Annotated in this window: 13 protein-coding genes and 1 tRNA gene; 12 read left to right on the top strand and 2 right to left on the bottom strand. The window is 57.6% G+C overall.

Annotated features, from left to right (window positions below; genetic code table 11):
- The first annotated feature begins 241 nt into the window (after positions 1–241).
- The 11 genes from ACR6JA_RS14095 to gss all read left to right on the top strand — a co-directional run bounded on the left by ACR6JA_RS14095 (position 242) and on the right by gss (position 15,626).
- Positions 242–1,747: a CoA-acylating methylmalonate-semialdehyde dehydrogenase gene (locus ACR6JA_RS14095; protein WP_494493726.1), complete on the top strand. Its 1,506-nt coding sequence runs from the start codon at positions 242–244 to the stop codon at positions 1,745–1,747.
- A gap of 11 nt (positions 1,748–1,758) precedes the next feature.
- Positions 1,759–3,687: a 3D-(3,5/4)-trihydroxycyclohexane-1,2-dione acylhydrolase (decyclizing) gene (gene iolD, locus ACR6JA_RS14090; protein WP_494493725.1), complete on the top strand. Its 1,929-nt coding sequence runs from the start codon at positions 1,759–1,761 to the stop codon at positions 3,685–3,687.
- Between the two features lie 318 nt (positions 3,688–4,005).
- On the top strand, positions 4,006–4,992 hold the full coding sequence (gene iolG, locus ACR6JA_RS14085; protein ID WP_085541912.1) for an inositol 2-dehydrogenase: 987 nt from the start codon (positions 4,006–4,008) through the stop codon (positions 4,990–4,992).
- A 35-nt stretch (positions 4,993–5,027) separates the two neighbouring features.
- Entirely contained in the window at positions 5,028–5,957 is a 930-nt protein-coding gene (locus tag ACR6JA_RS14080) for a sugar ABC transporter substrate-binding protein (protein WP_008457022.1), read from the top strand.
- A 55-nt stretch (positions 5,958–6,012) separates the two neighbouring features.
- On the top strand, positions 6,013–7,560 hold the full coding sequence (locus ACR6JA_RS14075) for a sugar ABC transporter ATP-binding protein (RefSeq protein WP_494493724.1): 1,548 nt from the start codon (positions 6,013–6,015) through the stop codon (positions 7,558–7,560).
- Positions 7,561–7,571: 11 nt separating this feature from the next.
- Entirely contained in the window at positions 7,572–8,600 is a 1,029-nt protein-coding gene (locus ACR6JA_RS14070) for an ABC transporter permease subunit (protein WP_166878096.1), read from the top strand.
- 166 nt (positions 8,601–8,766) lie between these two features.
- Positions 8,767–9,900, top strand: a complete 1,134-nt coding sequence (locus tag ACR6JA_RS14065) for a Gfo/Idh/MocA family protein (protein WP_494493723.1) — start codon at positions 8,767–8,769, stop codon at positions 9,898–9,900.
- Positions 9,901–9,909: 9 nt separating this feature from the next.
- Positions 9,910–11,823, top strand: a complete 1,914-nt coding sequence (locus ACR6JA_RS14060; RefSeq protein WP_494493722.1) for a bifunctional 5-dehydro-2-deoxygluconokinase/5-dehydro-2-deoxyphosphogluconate aldolase — start codon at positions 9,910–9,912, stop codon at positions 11,821–11,823.
- Positions 11,824–11,833: 10 nt separating this feature from the next.
- The gene (gene iolE, locus ACR6JA_RS14055; protein ID WP_494493721.1) at positions 11,834–12,724 is read left to right on the top strand and encodes a myo-inosose-2 dehydratase; all 891 of its coding nucleotides are present in this window, start codon (positions 11,834–11,836) and stop codon (positions 12,722–12,724) included.
- 9 nt (positions 12,725–12,733) lie between these two features.
- Complete coding sequence (iolB, locus tag ACR6JA_RS14050; RefSeq protein WP_494493720.1) at positions 12,734–13,552, top strand: 5-deoxy-glucuronate isomerase; 819 nt, start codon at positions 12,734–12,736, stop codon at positions 13,550–13,552.
- A 211-nt stretch (positions 13,553–13,763) separates the two neighbouring features.
- Complete coding sequence (gene gss, locus ACR6JA_RS14045) at positions 13,764–15,626, top strand: bifunctional glutathionylspermidine amidase/synthase (protein ID WP_494493719.1); 1,863 nt, start codon at positions 13,764–13,766, stop codon at positions 15,624–15,626.
- Between the two features lie 253 nt (positions 15,627–15,879).
- On the opposite strand, the gene ACR6JA_RS14040 is transcribed toward gss, so the two are convergent.
- Positions 15,880–15,955, bottom strand: a tRNA-Phe gene (locus ACR6JA_RS14040).
- Between the two features lie 432 nt (positions 15,956–16,387).
- Here ACR6JA_RS14040 and ACR6JA_RS14035 point away from each other — a divergent pair.
- On the top strand, positions 16,388–18,523 hold the full coding sequence (locus ACR6JA_RS14035) for an ornithine decarboxylase (RefSeq protein ID WP_494493718.1): 2,136 nt from the start codon (positions 16,388–16,390) through the stop codon (positions 18,521–18,523).
- A 110-nt stretch (positions 18,524–18,633) separates the two neighbouring features.
- Here the strand turns inward: ACR6JA_RS14035 and mltC are convergent, their stop codons facing one another.
- Positions 18,634–19,713 (bottom strand): membrane-bound lytic murein transglycosylase MltC, encoded by a 1,080-nt coding sequence (gene mltC, locus ACR6JA_RS14030; RefSeq protein WP_008461527.1) that lies wholly within the window; start codon positions 19,711–19,713, stop codon positions 18,634–18,636.
- Positions 19,714–19,751 lie beyond the last annotated feature (38 nt).

Raw genomic sequence — 19,751 nt, 5'->3', positions numbered from 1 at the left:
CCTCAAAAGTATTCGCTGAAATGTATTTAAGCGTAGTACCGGCAAAAATGAAACAGATGCACCAAAACTGGCGGCGGCTGAAACGCCGCTGATGTCTCAGTCTTTGCACCTCATTCTGCGGGTTAACATAAAAACGAAGTGTTGATCACAATAATCAACATTTATTTTATTTCAACTTAAAATGGAATGTTTGTTTCATATACAGTGTTCGGGAGACAACCCTAACAGCAAGAGGCCAGAGATGGAGACGGTAGCGAATTTTATCCACGGTGAATGCGTCGCGGGCGAAGGCCAGCGGGTACAGGCGATCTTTAACCCGGCGACCGGCGAGCAGATCCGCCAGGTCGCCATGAGCACGGCCAGGCAGACGGAGCAGGCCATTGCCGCTGCCCAGCAAGCGTTTCCAGGCTGGGCTCGCCAGTCTCCGCTTAAGCGCGCCCGCGTGATGTTCCGCTTTAAAAGCCTGCTTGAGGAACACATGGACAGCCTGGCGAAACTCATCAGCGAAGAGCACGGCAAGGTTTATTCTGACGCGGTGGGCGAACTGACCCGCGGCCTTGAAGTGGTGGAATTCGCCTGCGGCATCCCGCATCTGCAAAAGGGCGAGCATTCGGCCAACGTGGGTACGGGCGTGGACAGTCATTCTCTGATGCAGCCGCTTGGCGTCTGTGCGGGGATCACGCCGTTTAATTTCCCGGCAATGGTGCCGATGTGGATGTTCCCTATCGCGCTGGCAACCGGGAATACCTTTGTGCTCAAACCGTCGGAAAAAGATCCGTCTCTGTCGCTGCGTCTGGCTCAGTTGCTGAAGGAAGCCGGGCTGCCGGACGGCGTGTTTAACGTGGTGCAGGGCGATAAAGAAGCCGTGGACGTATTGCTGACCGACCCAAGGATTCAGGCCGTTAGCTTTGTCGGCTCTACGCCGATTGCCGAATACATTTACCAGACCGCTTCCGCCCACGGCAAGCGCTGCCAGGCGCTGGGCGGAGCGAAAAACCACTGTATTTTGATGCCGGATGCCGATCTGGAGATGGCAACTAACGCCATTATGGGGGCGGCTTTTGGTGCCGCGGGGGAACGCTGCATGGCGCTTTCGGTGGTGGTTGCCGTGGGGGATGAAACTGCAGATGCGCTGTGCGTGGGGCTGGAAAAACAGCTTGCTACGCTGCGTGTGGGGCCGGGCCTTGGGCAGGAGCCGGAAAACGAAATGGGACCGCTGATTTCTGCACCGCACCGGGCCAAAGTGCTGGGCTATATTGATAGCGGAGAGCAGCAGGGCGCGACGCTGCGCGTGGACGGTCGGGGCCTCAGGCTGGCAGGCCATGAAGGCGGCTATTTTGTTGGCCCAACGCTGTTTGACCATGTCACGCCTGAGATGACCATTTATAAAGAAGAGATTTTCGGCCCGGTACTGAGCGTGGTGCGAGTGCCGGATTACGCCAGCGCGCTGGAACTGATCAACAAGCACGAGTACGGCAACGGCACGGCGATTTTTACCCGTGACGGTGGTACCGCAAGGCGATTCACCGAAGAGGTTCTGGTGGGCATGGTCGGCGTGAACGTGCCTATCCCGGTGCCGATGGCTTTCCACAGTTTTGGCGGCTGGAAGCGTTCTATCTTCGGGCCGCTGAACGTGCACGGCAGCGACGGCGTGCGTTTCTATACGCGGATGAAAACCGTCACCGCTCGCTGGCCGGAAACCAGCCATCAGCAAGGATCTGCATTCTCAATGCCGACGCTGGGCTAAGGGGAGGAAAGATGACCACACACCGCATGACCATGGCGCAGGCGCTGGTCAGGTTTTTAAACCAGCAGTACGTTGAAATCGACGGGCAGGAAGCGCCCTTTGTGGAAGGCGTAATGACCATTTTCGGGCACGGCAACGTGCTCGGGCTTGGGCAGGCGCTGGAGGAAGACCCCGGCCACCTGAAGGTGCATCAGGGCTGTAACGAACAGGGCATGGCGCATATCGCCACCGGCTTCGCTAAGCAACACCGGCGGCAGCGTATTTATGCCGTGACCTCCTCCGTGGGGCCGGGGGCAGCCAATATGGTGACTGCCGCCGCAACGGCCACCGCTAACCGTATTCCGCTTCTGCTCTTGCCCGGCGACATTTACGCCAGCCGCCAGCCGGACCCGGTGCTCCAGCAAATCGAGCAGTTTCATGACCTGAGCATCAGCACCAACGACTGCTTCCGGCCGGTGTCCCGTTATTGGGACAGAATCAACCGTCCGGAACAGCTGATGAGCGCCATGATTAGCGCCATGCGAGTGCTTACTAACCCTGCGGATACCGGCGCGGTAACGATTTGCCTGCCGCAGGATGTGCAGGGTGAAGCCTGGGATTATCCACAAAGCTTCTTTGCCCGGCGAGTACACCATATCGAGCGGCGTCCGCCGGATGAAAACCGGCTGCATGCCGCGCTAAAGCTCATTGCCAGCAAGCGTCGTCCGCTGGTTATTTGCGGCGGTGGGGTTCGCTATTCCGGCGCGCATCAGGTTTTTCAGGATTTTGTGGAACGCTTCGGGCTACCGTTTGCCGAAACCCAGGCCGGAAAAGGTGCTCTTGTAAGCGAGCACTCACTTAATTTGGGCGGCCTTGGCGTGACGGGCGGCCTGGCGGCTAACCTACTGGCCCCGCAGGCGGATTTAATCATCGGCGTCGGGACCCGGCTGACCGACTTTACCACCGGCTCTAAATCGCTGTTTTCACCCGAGGCTGAGTACCTGCTGCTAAACGTAGCCGAATTCGACGCCCTGAAGCTGGACGCCACACCGCTGGTGGCCGATGCCCGGATTGGGCTTGAGCAGTTGACTGCCGGGCTGCATCAGGCTGGCTATCACGCCGCCTGGCAGAACGAGGCCGCTAACGCTCAAGCGGCCTGGCGCGAGGAGTGCCAGCGGCTGTGGACTCGGCAATGGCAGGCGGGAGAAGCCCCGGAAGTGGCGGGCCATCTGGACGAAACGTTGCAGGAATACAGCCGTGAGCTAGGTACATCATTGACTCAAACCCGCGTGCTGGGCCTGGTGAATCAGCATATTGAAGAAGAGGCTATCGTGGTGGGCGCGGCGGGTTCGCTGCCGGGGGATTTACAGCGCCTGTGGCAGGTAAAAACGCCGGACAGCTATCACCTCGAGTACGGCTATTCGTGCATGGGCTACGAGATTGCCGCGGCGGCGGGGGCAAAGCTCGCGAAGCCGCAGCAGCCAGTGTATGCGATGGTGGGGGACGGTTCTTACCTGATGCTGCATTCCGAGCTGCAAACCGCCGTGCAGGAAGGGATAAAAATCACCATTCTGCTGTTCGATAATGCCGGGTTCGGTTGCATCAATAACCTGCAGATGGGCCACGGCATGGGCAGTTTTGGTACCGAAAACCGTCATCGAAACCCACACAGCGGCAGGCTAGATGGCCCGCTGGTGAAGGTCGATTTTGCCCAAAATGCCGAAAGCTACGGCTGCAAAGCCTGGCGGGTCAATAGCGAGGCGGAGCTGCTTGCCGCGCTGGAGGCATCCCGGCATGAGCCTGGGCCAACGCTGCTGGATATCAAAGTGCTGCCTAAAACCATGACCCACGACTACGAGGCCTGGTGGCGCACCGGCGATGCCCAGGTTTCTCGTTCGGGCGCGGTTGCCGACGCCGCTCAACAAACCGCCGCTAAGCTCAAAAACGCCCGTCAATACTAACCCTTTAGCATTCCGCTGGACTATCTGGCGGAATGTTTATTCCATTTTTAATTTCTTTTCCTCTTGCGCGGCACCATGGGCGCGATCTCCCTTTCAAATCCCTTCTCTGTGCGGGTTTTAATTCATTCGGCGTTGTGATTTTGCTAACAAAATACAGCCGATAAATTATCAAAATGTTAACCTCTGCGCAAAAATGAAACTTTCACTCTGCATTAAAATGAAATAAATGTTTTATTTAAGGCGTCGTTATTCAGCTGCATGTGAAAGCCGGAAGACCCGGCTCATGACCCTATTGCAACACCACTTTCGGGAGCCGCCATGTTTAACATTGCTTTACTGGGCGCGGGCCGTATCGGCCAAATCCACGCCGCCAATATTGCCGCCCATCCCCATTCCACCCTCTGGTCCGTTGTCGATCCTAATGCAGAAAACGCCGCGCGCATTGCCGAAAAATACCAGGCACGCCAGCAGAGCGTTGCCCAGGCGATGAGCGACCCGGAGGTGCATGCGGTGCTGATCGCCTCGGCGACCGACACTCACGCTGACCTGATTGAGCTTGCCGCCAAACATGGCAAAGCGATCTTCTGTGAAAAGCCGGTACATTTGGATCTGGCCCGCGTGCGCGACTGCCTGAAAGTGGTGAAAGCTCATAATGTGCCGCTGTTTATCGGCTTTAACCGCCGCTTTGACCCTCAGTTCCGCAAGCTGAAAAACGAAGCGCTGCAGGGGCGGATAGGCACACCTGAATCGCTGGTGATTATCTCCCGCGACCCGTCGCCGCCGCCCGCTGAATATGTGCGTGTCTCCGGCGGCATGTTCCGCGACATGACCATTCACGACTTTGATATGGCTCGCTTCATCATGGGCGAGGAGCCGGTGACCGTGTATGCCCAGGGCAGCAATCTGGTGGATCCGGCGATTGGCGAAGCGGGCGACATCGATACCGCTTTTATCGTCCTGAAATATGCCTCCGGGGCGCTGGCGACCATCGTGAACAGCCGCCGCTCGGCCTATGGCTATGACCAGCGTCTGGAGCTGCACGGCGCTAAGGGCCTGCTGACAGCGGGCAATATCCTGGAAAACCAGGTTCAATTCTTTGGCGACGGCGGGAACACCAGCGCGTTGCCAGAACACTTCTTCCTCCAGCGCTACAAAGATGCCTACGCCGCCGAATGGCAGCACTTTGTTGCCGTCCTGCGCGGCGAGGCCAAACCCGAGTGCAGCGGCGATGACGGTGAACGCGCCCTGTACCTGGCCGACAAGGCGCTGGAGTCACTGCGTAGCCAGCGCGAAGTTGCTTTGTAACCTCCGAAGACCCTACACATAGAAGAGAGATAACAATGAAAAAGCTGATCCTCGCCGCCCTCATCGCCCTGACCACGGCTCCGGCGCTGGCCGAAAACGAACAGATTGTTTTTAGCACCCCCAACCTTGCGATGCCGTTTGAAGTGCATATGCAGCGCACCGCCGTGCAGGCCGCCAAAGAGATGGGCGTCAAGCTGCAGGTTCTCGACAGCCAGGGCAGCTCTCCTAAGCAGGTCGCGGACCTGGAAAACGCCATCACCCGTGGCGCTCAGGGCTTTATCGTTTCGCCAAACGACGTTAACGCCGTGTCGAGCGCGGTAGGGGAAATTCAGGATGCCAAGCTGCCGGTGGTGACACTCGACCGCTCGGTTGTTAGCGATAAGCCAGTGCCGCACTTTGGTGCCAACAACTATAAAGGCGGCCAGGCGGTGGCGGACTTTGTGAAAGCCAAATTCCCTGACGGCGCGGACATCGTGCTGCTGACCGGGCAGCCTGGCTCCTCCTCCAATATCGAACGTACCAAAGGGATCCGCGACGGTCTGAAAGCCGGGGGCGATAAATACAAGATCGTCGCCGATCAGACCGGGAACTGGATGCGTTCCGAAGGCATGCGCATCGTTGAAAGCGTCCTGCCATCGCTGCCGAAAAAGCCTCAGGTGATCCTCTCCGCCAACGACGATATGGCGCTCGGGGCGATTGAAGCGCTGCAGGGCCAGGGCATGAAGCCGGGTGAAGTGCTGGTGACCGGCTTCGACGCAGTGCCGGAAGCGCTGGCCCGCGTACGCGATGGCTGGATGGCGGCAACCGCCGATCAGCGCCCTGGTTTTGCGGTGAAAACCGCAATGAGCCAACTGGTGGCCAACATTCGCGAGAAGAAGGCGATTACCGGGGCAGATTACGCGCCCACGATGATCACCAAAGATAACCTCGATCAAGCAGAGCGTATCGGCGAAGCCGGCAAATAAATCTGAACGTGCCCGTCCGCCTGCGGGCGGGCGGGCGCAACAGAGGAGCAGTCTGATGTCGCAACCTTTACTGAAAGTGACCGACCTGGCGAAGAGTTTCTCCGGCGTTTGGGCGTTAAGCAGCGCACAGCTCAGCGTCGGGCAGGGGGAAATCCATGCCCTGCTGGGGGAAAACGGCGCGGGAAAATCCACGCTGCTGAAGGCGCTGGCCGGGGCGCAGCCGCAAACGCGCGGTGAGATCTGGTTTAACGGTGAAACGCTTTCTGCGGATGACTCGCCGGTAGCGCGCCAGAACAAAGGCATTATCACTATTTATCAAGAATTTAACCTGCTGCCCAATATGACGGTGGCGGAAAACATGTTTCTTGGCCGCGAGCCGCGCCGCCGCAACCTGATCGTCGACAGCAAAGCGGTGAACCAGGAAGCGCAGGTCATTCTGGATTATTTGCAGCTCAACGTTGCGCCGACGACCGCCGTGGCCCGCCTGAGCGTTGCCCAGCAGCAAATGGTGGAGATTGCCAGGGCGCTGACGCTGAACGCCCGGCTGATCATTATGGATGAGCCATCCGCTGCCCTGAGCGACAGCGAAGTCGAGAGCCTGCACCGCGTGGTGCGCGAGCTTAAGGGCCGTGGCGTCAGCATTATTTATGTGACTCATCGCCTGCATGAAGTCTTCCAGCTTTGTGACCGTTTCACCGTGTTCCAGGATGGCCGCTATACCGGCTCCGGCGACGTGGCGGGCACCAACGTGGAGCAAATTATTCGCCTGATGGTCGGTCGAGACGTGGTGTTTAACCGCCGCGATGCCAGCCTCACGCACCATGCAGACAAGCCCATCCGCCTGGCGGTGAAGGGGCTGAGCCGTGAAAAGCCGCCGCTTGATCCACACGGCATTGCGTTGAAAGACATCAGTTTCCACGTGCACGCCGGAGAAGTGTTGGGCATCGCCGGGCTGGTTGGTGCCGGACGCACCGAGGTTGCTCGCTGCCTGTTTGGCGCAGACAAATTCACCACCGGCAGCTTCGAACTGGATGGCAAATCTTACCGGCCGCAAAACCCGATGCACGCGCTGGACCAGGGGATCGCGCTGGTGCCGGAAGATCGTAAAAAAGAAGGGGCGGTGCTGGGCCTGTCGATCCGCGACAACCTGTCGCTCTCCAGCCTTTCGTCCCTGCTGACCTGGCGCTATTTCGTTAGCCCGCGCAAAGAAGATGCGCTGATTGAGTCCTACAGGCAGGCGCTACAAATCAAAATGGTTAACGCCGAGCAGGAGGTGCGCAAGCTCTCCGGCGGGAACCAGCAAAAAGTGATCCTGGCGCGCTGTATGGCGCTGAATCCAAGGGTGTTGATCGTCGACGAGCCGACTCGCGGCATTGACGTAGGCACGAAATCTGAAGTGCATCAGGTGCTGTTTGATATGGCTAAGCGAGGCGTGGCGGTGATCGTGATCTCTTCCGACCTGCCGGAAATTCTCGCGGTGTCGGATCGGATCATCACCATCAGTGAAGGGCGAGTGACCGGCGAACTGCACGGCGACGAAGCCAACGAAGAACGGCTGATGACCCTGATGGCCATCAACCATAGCGCCTTAAGCGCCGCATAACGGGGGAGCCCATGACGCAGATGATTACCAAAACCCAGACGCCGGCAAAAAGTGCCTCGCGCTTCGATCCGATCGCTTTCTTCGAGCGCTTCGGGGTGCTGATCTTCATGTTCCTGCTGCTGATCTTCTTCCAGTCGCAGAACAGCAACTTCCTGTCCGAACGTAATATTTTCAACATCCTGACCGAGGTTTCTATCTACGGGATCATCGCGGTGGGCATGACCTTTGTCATTCTCACGGCGGGTATCGATCTGTCGGTGGGTTCGATCCTGGCCGTGTGCGCGATGACCGCAGCCTACGTGATCAAGGGAGATAACTTTACCACTGTCGATCCGAACGCCTGGGGCGGCTTTAGCTGGCTGCTGGGGTTGGGGATTTGCCTGGCGCTCGGCACGCTGATTGGTTTCCTGCACGGTCTGGGCGTCACTCGCCTGCGTCTGCCGCCGTTTATTGTCACGCTGGGCGGGATGACTATCTGGCGCGGCCTGACGCTGGTGATCAACGACGGCGCGCCAATCGCCGGGTTTGATGCCGGCTACCGCTGGTGGGGACGCGGCGAAATGCTCGGCATCTCGATACCTATCTGGATCTTCGCCATCGTCTCGATTCTGGGTTATCTGGCGCTGCATAAAACTCGCTGGGGGCGCTTTGTGTATGCCATCGGCGGCAACCCGGAAGCGGCTCGCCTCGCCGGGGTTAACGTGAGGCGCGTGCTGGTTAGCGTGTATGTGGTGATTGGCTGTCTTGCCGGGCTGGCGGGCTTTGTGCTCAGCGCCCGATTGGGCAGCGCTGAAGCGGTAGCGGGGATCTCCTTCGAGCTGCGCGTTATCGCCTCGGTGGTGATCGGCGGGACATCGCTGATGGGCGGCTACGGGCGGATCAGCGGCACGATCATCGGCGCCATCATCATGGGGATCCTGATTAATGGCCTGGTGCTGATGAACGTGTCGGCCTACTACCAGCAGATCATTACCGGGCTGATTATCGTGCTGGCGGTGGCGTTTGATACTTACGCCAAGAACCGGCGCGGCGCGCTGTAGAGATTGCCCTTCACCCTAACCCTCTTCCCAGAGGGAATAAGAGCGGAGATGACTCATGCCTCCAAAGGGGAAATGTTCAAAGCAGCCTCTGTTTTTCGCCCTCTCCCTTTCAGGGAGAGGGCTGGGGTGAGGGTACAAAGGCTGGTCACGACTTCAGGAACAACATATGAAAAAGGTCAGAATTGGTTTAATCGGCACCGGCTACATCGGCAAAGCCCACGCCATCGCCTACGCCCAGGCGCCGACGGTCTTTGACCTGCAGGGCGAACTGGTACGTGAAATGATAGCGGAAGTCACGCCGGAGCTGGCGGCAAAACGCGCCGCGGCGTTTGGGTTTAATCGCTCCACCGGCGACTGGCGCGAACTGGTGGCGGACCCGAACATTGACGTGGTGGACATTTGTTCCCCAAACCACCTGCATAAAGAGATGGCGCTGGAAGCGATTCGCCACGGCAAGCACGTCTATTCAGAAAAGCCTCTGGCGCTTAACGCCCGCGACGCTCGCCTGATGGTGGATGCTGCCGATCTGGCTGGAGTGAAGACATCGGTCGGCTTCAACTACATGAAGAACCCGACGGCGCAGCTTGCAAAGCAGATCATTGCACGCGGTGAGATCGGGGAAGTGATCCACTTCTACGGCACCCACAATGAAGACTATATGGCCGATCCGCTTTCGCCGATCCACTGGCATTGCTTCAAAGAAACCGCCGGGCTTGGCGCGCTGGGAGATCTGGCGGCGCACATCGTCAATATGGCGCAGTACCTGGTGGGCGATATCCACGAAGTCTGCGGTGACCTAAAAATCGTGGTGCCGGAGCGGCCGGCTTCCGTTGGCAGCCGCGAGATGATCGCCGTGGAAAACGAAGATCAGGCCCACGCGATGGTGCGTTTTGAAGGCGGCGCTCAGGGCGTGATCGAAACGTCACGTGTCGCCAGCGGTAGAAAAATGGGGCTGACCTGGACGATCACCGGCACGAAAGGCGCGCTGAGTTTTACCCAGGAACGCATGGCGGAGCTGAAACTTTATCTGCAAAGCGATCCCGAAGGCCGCCAGGGGTTCCGCACGCTGCTGGTTGGCCCGGCTCACCCGGATTACGGTTCGTTCTGCATGGGGGCGGGACACGGCATTGGCTTTAACGATCAAAAAACGGTGGAAGTACGCGATCTGATCGATGGCATTGCCGCCGATGCCCCGCTGTGGCCGGATTTTGAAGAAGGCTGGAAGGTGTCTCGCATTCTCGACGCGATCGCCCTGTCACACCAGCAGGGGCGCTGGATCAACGTATCTGACATTGTCTGAGGACGAAGCATGAAAGAAAAGCAGTTGGATCTGATTTGCATGGGGCGGGTCGCGGTAGATCTCTACAGCCAGCAGATTGGCGCGCGGCTGGAAGATGCCAGCAGCTTCGCCCGCTATCTTGGCGGCTCGTCCGGCAATGTGGCCTACGGCACCGCTCGCCAGGGGCTGAAATCCTCCATGCTGGCGCGCGTTGGCGACGAGCACATGGGGCGCTTTCTGCGCGAAGAACTTAGCCAGGTTGGCTGCGACACCAGCCATTTAATCACCGACAAAGATCGGCTGACCGCACTGGTGCTGCTGGGCATCAAAGATCGCGACACTTTCCCGCTGATTTTTTACCGCGACAACTGCGCGGATATGGCGATTACGGCGGACGATTTCAGCGAAGAGTACATTGCCTCTGCCCGCTGCCTGGCGATTACCGGCACGCACCTCTCAAACCCGCGTACCCGTGAGGCGGTGCTGACTGCGCTGAGCTATGCCCGCCGGAATGATGTTCGCACCGTGCTGGATATTGATTATCGCCCGGTGCTGTGGGGGCTGACTTCCCTCGGCGACGGCGAGACGCGCTTTGTTGAAGCCGGACAGGTCACAACCCAGCTGCAAGCGGTTCTGCATCTTTTTGATGTGATTGTCGGCACCGAAGAAGAATTCCACATTGCCGGCGGGTCAACCGACACGCTCGCGGCACTGAAAAAAGTGCGGCAAAACACCGAGGCGACGCTGGTCTGTAAGCGTGGAGCGCAAGGTTGTTCCGTGTTCCTCGGGCTGATTCCTGACTCGCTGGATGGCGGGATAAACGTCAGCGGCGTGCGCGTGGAAGTGCTCAACGTACTGGGCGCGGGGGACGCGTTCATGTCCGGCTTGCTGCGTGGCTACCTCAATGACGAAGGCTGGGAGCAGGCCTGCCGCTATGCCAATGCCTGCGGCGCGCTGGTGGTTTCACGCCACGGCTGCGCCCCGGCGATGCCGAGCAAAATTGAGCTGGATGATTACCTTTCGCGTGAACATCAGGTGCCTCGCCCGGATCTCGACGCACGCCTGAATCACCTGCACCGCGTCACCACGCGTCGACGCCAGTGGCCGGAACTCTGCGTGATGGCGTTCGATCACCGCAGCCAACTGGAAGAGATGGCGCTGAAAAGCGGCGCGGATTTACGCCGTATTCCGGTGCTTAAACAATTGATTTTACAGGCTAGCCGTGAAGCCGCTCAGCGTGCCGAGCTGGAGGGCAAAGCCGGACTGTTGTGCGACGGCACCTTCGGCCAGGACGCGCTGAATTCCATCACCGGTGAAGGCTGGTGGATCGGTCGCCCGATTGAGCTGCCAGGGTCACGCCCGCTGGAAATGGAACACGGCAATATTGGCTCACAGCTGATTAGCTGGCCGCAGGAACACATTGTTAAGTGCCTGGTCTTTTTCCACCCGGAAGATGCTCACGCTCTGCGTCTGGAGCAGGAGCAGAAGATTGCCGAAGTGTACCGCGCCTGCTGCCAGTCGGGCCACGAGCTGCTGCTGGAAGTTATCCTCCCGGCGAATATGCCGCGCAGCGACGAGCTTTATCTCAGAGCCGTTTCCCGCTTCTACAACCTCGGTATCTACCCGGACTGGTGGAAGCTGCCGCCGCTGAGCAGCGCTGGCTGGGCGGCCCTGAGCGAGCTGGTGGATAAACGCGATTCCCACTGCCGCGGCGTGGTGATCCTCGGCCTGGATGCCCCGGTAGAGGTGCTGCGTGATGGCTTCAATGCCGCCGCTAATTACCCGATTGTGAAAGGCTTTGCGGTAGGGCGCACGCTGTTTGGTGAAGCCTCGCAGGCCTGGTTAAAACGCGATATCGACGATGCGCAGCTGGTGGCGCGCATCCGTGACAATTACCTGCGGCTGATCGCCCTGTGGCGCGAGCGCGGCCAGCATAAACAATAAGGAGAGCATTATGACCGTGCATTTAGGCATTAACCCGCTGACCTGGACCAATGACGATCTGCCTTCTTTGGGCGCCGACACGCCGCTGGAAACCTGCCTGAGCGAAGGAAAAGAGGCAGGGTTTGAAGGCTTTGAACTGGGGAATAAATTCCCGCGAGAGGCCGGCGTGCTGGGGCCGATTCTCGATAAGCATGATTTGAAGCTGGTCTCCGGCTGGTATTCCGGCCGTTTGCTTGAGCGCTCTGTTGAGCAGGAAATTGAGGCCGTGCAGCCGCACCTGACGCTGCTGCGCGAGCTGGGGGCGAAGGTGCTGGTATTTGCCGAAGTCACCCACTGCATTCACGGTGAGCAGCAAACTCCGGTGCATTTACGGCCTCGTTTCCCGGCCGAACGCTGGCAGGAGTACGGCGAAAAGCTTACCGCGTTCTCCCGTTATACCCAGCAGCAGGGCGTGAAAATTGCCTATCATCACCACATGGGAACGGTGATTGAGAGCGCGGATGACGTGAATAATCTGATGATTCACACCGGGCCGGAAGTCGGGCTGTTGCTGGACACCGGGCACCTGACTTTTGCGGGGGCCGATCCGCTGGCGGTAGCCGAACGCTGGATCTCGCGTATTAATCACGTGCATTGCAAAGACGTACGTGCCGGTGTGCTGGCGGACGTGAAAAACCGTAAAACCAGCTTCCTGGATGCGGTCCTGAGCGGCGTATTTACCGTGCCGGGCGATGGCTGCGTGAACTACCCGCCGATCATGGCGCTGCTGAAAAAGCATGGCTATCAGGGCTGGCTGGTAGTTGAGGCCGAGCAGGATCCGGCTGTGGCGCACCCGATGACCTACGCGCGGCTGGGCTACGCTAATTTGAGCCGTTTTGCTCGCGAAGCCGGGCTGATTTAAGGAGGGAGCATGGCCGAATTACTTTCCCGCTGGCAGCAGCCGGACGCGCAGGGGCAGACGCAGTGCGTCACGCCGGAAAACGCGGGCTGGGGCTACGTGGGATTCGCCGCTTATCAGCTTCAGGAAGGGCAGGTTCTGGAACTGCCCGCCGTGGAGGAAGAGCGCTGCCTGGTGCTGGTCGCAGGACGTGCGACGGTGGACACGCCGCTCGCTCGCTTCCCTGAAATAGGCGACCGCATGAGCCCGTTTGAGCGCCGTAAACCCTGGGCCGTGTACGTGACGTCCGGCGAGGGGGTTAAGGTTCTGGCGCTCACCGCGCTCGAACTGGCCGTTTGCTCCGCGCCGGGTAAAGGGACTTATGCCACGCGGCTCATTGCCCCGCAGGATGTTGATGCCGAGGCGCGCGGCAAAGGCCACAACCAGCGCTATGTCCACAATATTCTGCCGGAGGATAAGCCCGCCGACAGCCTGCTGGTGGTGGAGGTGTACACCAACGAGGGCTGCACTAGTTCGTACCCGAGCCACAAGCACGACACCGATAATCCGCCCAACGAAACCTACCTTGAAGAGACCTATTATCACCGCCTCAATCCACCGCAGGGATTCTGTCTGCAGCGCGTGTATACCGACGATCGCGCGCTCGATGAGTGCATGGCGGTGTACGACAAAGACGTGGTGAAAGTGCCGAAAGGTTACCACCCGGTGGCGACGATGGCCGGGTACGACAGCTATTACCTGAACGTGATGGCGGGGCCGGTACGCAAGTGGATGTTTACCTGGGAGAAAGATCACGCCTGGGTTAACGGCAGCGAGTACGGGAACAAATAAACTGGCTGAGTCACTTTTTAACAAAGGCTGCCCGCTGAGGCAGCCTTTTTCTTTGGAGTACGACCTGCCGGAATATGTCTGTTTAAACGAAGCGCGACTGCACAAAACCGTTGGCAGAGGTGTATGATAACGGCTTCTCTGTCAGGTTAATTTTAACGTGCAGACGACAATCCGCGTGACCTTTGCCGCCTGCCTGATTTAGGTTGGACACATGCATACAGGAACACCAGACAACGATTCGCCCTTTGGTACACTTCTGGGCTATGCGCCGGGTGGCGTAGCGATTTACTCCTCTAATTACGGCAGCCTCGACCCGAAAAATTACCCCGAAGACGCGGAGTTTCGCAGCTACATCGGCAACGAATACATGGGCCACAAATGGCAGTGCGTAGAGTTTGCCCGCCGCTTTCTCTTCTTAAACTACGGCTTTGTCTTTACCGATGTTCACATGGCCTGGGAAATCTTCTCGCTGCGTTTTTTACGTCAGGTGGTGAACGACAATATTCTGCCGCTTCAGGCCTTTGCGAATGGCTCAAAACGAGCGCCGGAGGCGGGCGCGTTGCTTATCTGGCAGAAGGGCGGCGAGTTTCACGAAACCGGCCATGTCGCGGTGATCACTCAGCTTATCGGCAATAAAGTGCGCATCGCCGAGCAGAACGTGATTCATGCGGCGCTACCCGCCGGGCAACAATGGACGCGTGAGTTAACCCTGGTTGAGCGCGAAGGTCATTACACGCTGCAGGATACGTTTGCCGACACGTCGATTCTTGGCTGGATGATTCAGACTGAAGATACGACCGACAGCGAGCCACAGCCAGACATCGGCGGTGAAGCGCTAAAAATTGGCGGGGCCCGCCTGGCCAATAAGCGCCAGTTTGACGGCAAATGGCTGAATGAAAAAGATGAACTCCAACTGGCCTATATACAGGCCAATGGGCACATTATTAATAAAGATCCTTGCCAGTATTTCACTATTACGGAAAGCGCCGAGCAGGAGCTAATCAAAGCCACTAACGAGCTGCACCTGATGTACCTGCACGCCACGGATAAAGTACTGAAAGACGACGATCTTCTGGCACTCTTTGATATCCCCAAAATTCTCTGGCCGCGTCTGAGGCTTTCCTGGCAATGGCGCCGCCATCAGATGGTCAGCGGCCGCATGGATTTTTGCATGGATGAGCGCGGGCTGAAGGTGTACGAATACAACGCCGATTCGGCCTCCTGCCACACTGAAAGCGGGCTTATCCTTGAAGAGTGGGTTAAGACGGGATACCGGGGCACCGGGCATAATCCGGCGGAAGGGTTGCTGGAGGAGCTTACCGGGGCGTGGAAGCACAGCAGCGCCCGGCCGTTTGTCCATATCATGCAGGACAATGACGCTGAGGAGGATTACCACGCGTTGTTCATGCAGCGTTCGCTGATGCAGGCCGGGTTTGACACCAAAATATTGCACGGGCTGGGCGAGTTAAGCTGGGACAGCGCCGGGCAGCTTATTGATAATGACGGCCGGGCGGTGAACTGCGTCTGGAAAACCTGGGCGTGGGAAACCGCGATTGAGCAAATTCGTGAGGTTAGCGAAACCGAATATGCCGCCGTTCCAATCCGTACCGGTCATCCGCAAGGCGAGGTGCGCCTGATTGACGTCTTGCTTCGTCCGGAAGTGCTGGTGTTTGAGCCGCTGTGGACGGTTATCCCCGGTAACAAAGCCATTCTGCCGGTGCTCTGGCAGCTGTTCCCGAACCACCGTTACCTGCTGGATACGGATTTCGAGGTGAACGACCTGCTGGCAAAAACCGGTTACGCGGTGAAGCCGATTGCCGGGCGCTGCGGCAGCAATATCGATCTGGTTAGTCACCACGATGAACTGCTGGATAAAACCAGCGGCAAGTTCGTGGACCGCAAGAATATCTATCAGCAGCTGTGGTGCCTGCCGAAGGTGGATGGCAAATACATCCAGGTCTGCACTTTTACCGTGGGCGGCAGCTATGGCGGCACTTGTTTACGTGGGGATGATTCACTGGTGATTAAAAAAGAGAGTGATATCGAACCGCTGATTGTGGTCAAAGACAGGTAGCGTGTTGGCGTGACGGAGCTTTCGATGTAGAGCTCATATCTCTAAAAGCAAAAAACCAGCCCGTAGGCTGGTTTTTCTAAATAATGGTGCCCGGACTCGGCCAAAAACGTCGGGAACGTTTTTGAACAGTGCTTGCGCTGGCCCCCCATGGGGTGAGTCTCAGGGATAAGACGAATAATCGAACTTCAGTTCGATGCAGAGTCCACTTCTCCAAAAGCAAAAAACCCGCCATAGGCGGGTTCTTCTGAAATAGTGGTGCCCGGACTCGGAATCGAACCAAGGACACGGGGATTTTCAATCCCCTGCTCTACCGACTGAGCTATCCGGGCAACGGGGCGCATTAAACCGTAAACCCCATTCCGCGTCAATGGCTTTGTTGTACAGCACGGTGCGTTTGCCTGATTTATGTGCGGGCTGTTACAGACTTCATGTTGAACCCCCTGGCAGAAGGTGCCATGATTGCGCCAGTTTTCTTATCTACTACGGGGCGCCTTGATGTTCACTCTCAATTCCCATGCATCTTTCGGGATGGCGCTCGTCCGTGCTGCTATAACCTTCCGAAGTCCCTTGCTCACCATGCGGTGAGGGCAATGCTTGCTCGCTGCAGGACATCAGTAAAATCAGGAATCGCCTGGTTTTACTGATGTCTGGCGGTCGAAGTGGATTCACACCTAAGACCTTCAGAACGCCTTCGTTGGGGAATTTTCCCTTTGCCGTGCCGGTTGGCACTCACTCATCCTTGCAGACGGGGATTTGTGCTTATGAAATCACTGAAAATTGCCGCCAGCCACGATGTGGCTGCATTACTCTCAACGCATCGTGAAGTGGTCACGCTCGACGAGACCGACTTCACCGATGTGGCGGCAGTTGTCATCTCCGTTGCGGACAGCCGCAGCGGCATTCTGGCCTTGCTTAAACGCACGGGTTTTAATTTGCCAGTGTTTATTTTTAGCGAAACCGCCGTTGACGGTTTACCTGCGGTAAGCGGCGTGATTGCCGGGAAAGCGCAGGATTATCTGGAGCTGGAAACCGCGGCCAGCGACTACGAAGAAGATCTGTTGCCACCGTTCTTCAACACGCTGACCAAATATGTGGCGATGGACAACAGCACTTTTGCCTGTCCGGGGCACCAGCACGGGAAATTCTTTAAAAAACACCCGGCGGGACGGCAGTTTTATGATTTCTTTGGTGAGAACGTATTTCGTGCAGACATGTGCAACGCGGACGTTAAGCTGGGTGACCTGCTGATCCACGAAGGCTCAGCTAAGCACGCGCAGAAGTTTGCCGCGAAAGTTTTCCACGCCGACAAAACTTATTTCGTGCTTAACGGCACCTCTGCGGCGAACAAAGTGGTGACCAATGCTCTGCTGACACGCGGCGATCTGGTGCTGTTTGACCGCAACAACCATAAATCAAACCACCACGGCGCACTCATCCAGGCCGGTGCTACCCCGGTTTATCTGGAAGCTTCCCGCAATCCTTTTGGCTTTATCGGCGGCATTGATGCGCACTGTTTTGATGAGAAATACCTGCGGGAGCTGATTGCGGAAGTGGCACCTGAACGAGCTCAGGAGGCAAGGCCTTTCCGCCTGGCGGTGATCCAGCTAGGCACCTATGACGGCACAATTTATAACGCTCGCCAGGTAGTGGATAACATCGGCCATCTGTGCGATTACATCCTCTTTGATTCGGCTTGGGTCGGCTACGAGCAGTTTATTCCGATGATGGCGGACTGTTCGCCGCTGTTACTGGAGCTGAATGAAAACGATCCGGGGATCTTTGTCACTCAGTCGGTTCACAAGCAGCAGGCCGGGTTCTCCCAGACTTCGCAGATCCATAAGAAAGATAACCATCTTCGCGGCCAGGCCCGTTTTTGCCCGCACAAGCGGCTGAACAATGCTTTTATGCTGCATGCTTCAACCAGCCCGTTTTACCCGCTGTTTGCTGCGCTGGATGTAAATGCCAAGATCCACGAGGGCGAAAGCGGCCGTCGCCTGTGGGCGGAATGCGTAGCGCTGGGCATTGAAGCGCGCAAGGCGATTATCGCCAACTGTAAGATGATCAAACCGTTTATTCCGCCGGAAGTGGCTGGGCGGCCGTGGCAGGATCACCCCACGGAGAAGATCGCTCAGGAGCGCCGCTTCTTCAGCTTTGAACCCGGTGAGCGCTGGCACGGTTTTGAAGGTTATGCGAAGGACGAATATTTTGTCGATCCCTGCAAGCTGCTTCTAACCACGCCGGGCATCGATCCCGAAACCGGCCGCTACACCGAGTTCGGTGTGCCAGCGGCGATCCTCGCTAACTATCTGCGTGAAAACGGAATTGTGCCGGAGAAGTCGGATCTTAACTCGATTCTGTTCCTGCTTACCCCAGCGGAAAGCCACGAGAAGCTGGCTCAGCTGGTGGCCATGCTGGCGCAGTTTGAACAGCATGTTGAGGACGACACGCCGCTGGCGGATGTGCTACCCACTATTTATCAGAAATACCCGGTGCGCTACAAGGGCTATACCCTACGCCAGCTTTGCCAGGAGATGCACGATTTGTACGTGAGCTTCGAGGTCAAAGAGCTGCAGAAGGCGATGTTCCGCAAGGAGAGCCTGCCTGCCGTGGTGGTGAACCCGCAGGACGCCAACATCCAGTTTATTCGCGGCAACGTGGAGCTGGTGCGCCTGAGCGAATCTGAAGGACGTATCGCGGCGGAAGGTGCGTTGCCTTATCCACCAGGCGTGCTTTGCGTGGTGCCGGGTGAAGTTTGGGGCGGGGCGGCACTGCGTTACTTCCTGGCCCTGGAAGAGGGCGTGAATATGCTGCCGGGCTTCTCCCCTGAGCTGCAGGGTGTGTACAGCGAGACGGATTCGGACGGCATTAAGCGGCTGTACGGCTACATGCTGAAGTAAGAGGGAATAGCCCCCTCACCCCAGCCCTCGCCCCAAGGGGCGAGGGAGGAAAGAAGGGGGAAGAAGTGTATGCCCGGAAGGTCACCTCTCCCTTTTAGGGAGAGGGTAAATTACCGCCGACGATAACTCTTCTGGGCGTTATTCACTTTATACAGATAACGACGAGACTCTGCGGACGGATGGCGCGTGGTCAACGTTTGATAGACATCGCCCGGCGCCATGCTGTTAATCAGGCTAAACGCCTGCATCTTATCGTTAGAGAACACCCGCAGCACGCTGCCTGCGCCGCCGTTATAGGCCGTAATCACCGCATAGCGACGTGACGTTGGGTTATCAATCTGCCCCAGATAGCTGTTCTGCAAAATCGCCAGATAAGCCGTGCCGGTATCAATGTTACTTTCCGGGTCGAACAGGAAGCTACGGCTTGGTTTGCCCCATTTCCCCTGCGCTTTAAACACGTCAACCCCGGCGCTGTGCTGAACAACCTGCATCAGGCCCAGTGCATCCGCGTGGCTTACCGCATACGGGTTGAAGCTGGATTCCGTCTGCATGATTGCCAGAATCAATGACTCGTCCACGCCGTATTTCTTCGACGCTTTACGTACCATACCGATGTATTTATGTGCTCGTTTGTCGAGGTGATTAGGCACAAGATTGATGGTCACGCTATAGACAATTTTCAGCCCGGTACTGCGCTTTTGCAGTCGCGTTTGCAGCAGGTAGTCGGCAAACTTCGTCGCACGGCCTTCCCAACGAATGGGCTGGCCAGTGTTATCCACGACCTGCCCGTAAAGGAACGGCTCTTTGGAGATCTGGACGTCGTTGGCATCGGAATAGAGATCTATTGAGCCAGGATCGTCTCCCATCAGCAGGGTGGTAATGATGGCCTGGCGCAGGTGCGCGGCAGGATCGGTGCCCGCGATGGTCTCAACGGTTATGGTACCTTCGTCGAAGTTGATGTGGCTACGCGTCAGATATTGGTCGGTGTATTTGACGTAATCCTTCGGGCCTGCGATCAGGACCTCTTTCATACCCCAGATATTTTCGATGTTGTTGGCAAACTGCCCCATCAAAATATCAAACCCGTTGGTGTCCTTTACGTAGGCTTCGTTAAAAGCGTCATCGCCTTTTTTACTGGAGCAGGAGATCAGCAACGGGGCCACGAGAGCCAGCGCGAGAAGTTTTTTCATCATTCCGTGTATGCGTGTTGTGTTTGCAAAAAGGTGCC

It is taken from the genome of Cedecea sp. B1(4) (assembly GCF_059414925.1).
Note: the sequence above shows the minus strand (reverse complement) of the source record. Positions and strands in the feature narration are given on the sequence as shown.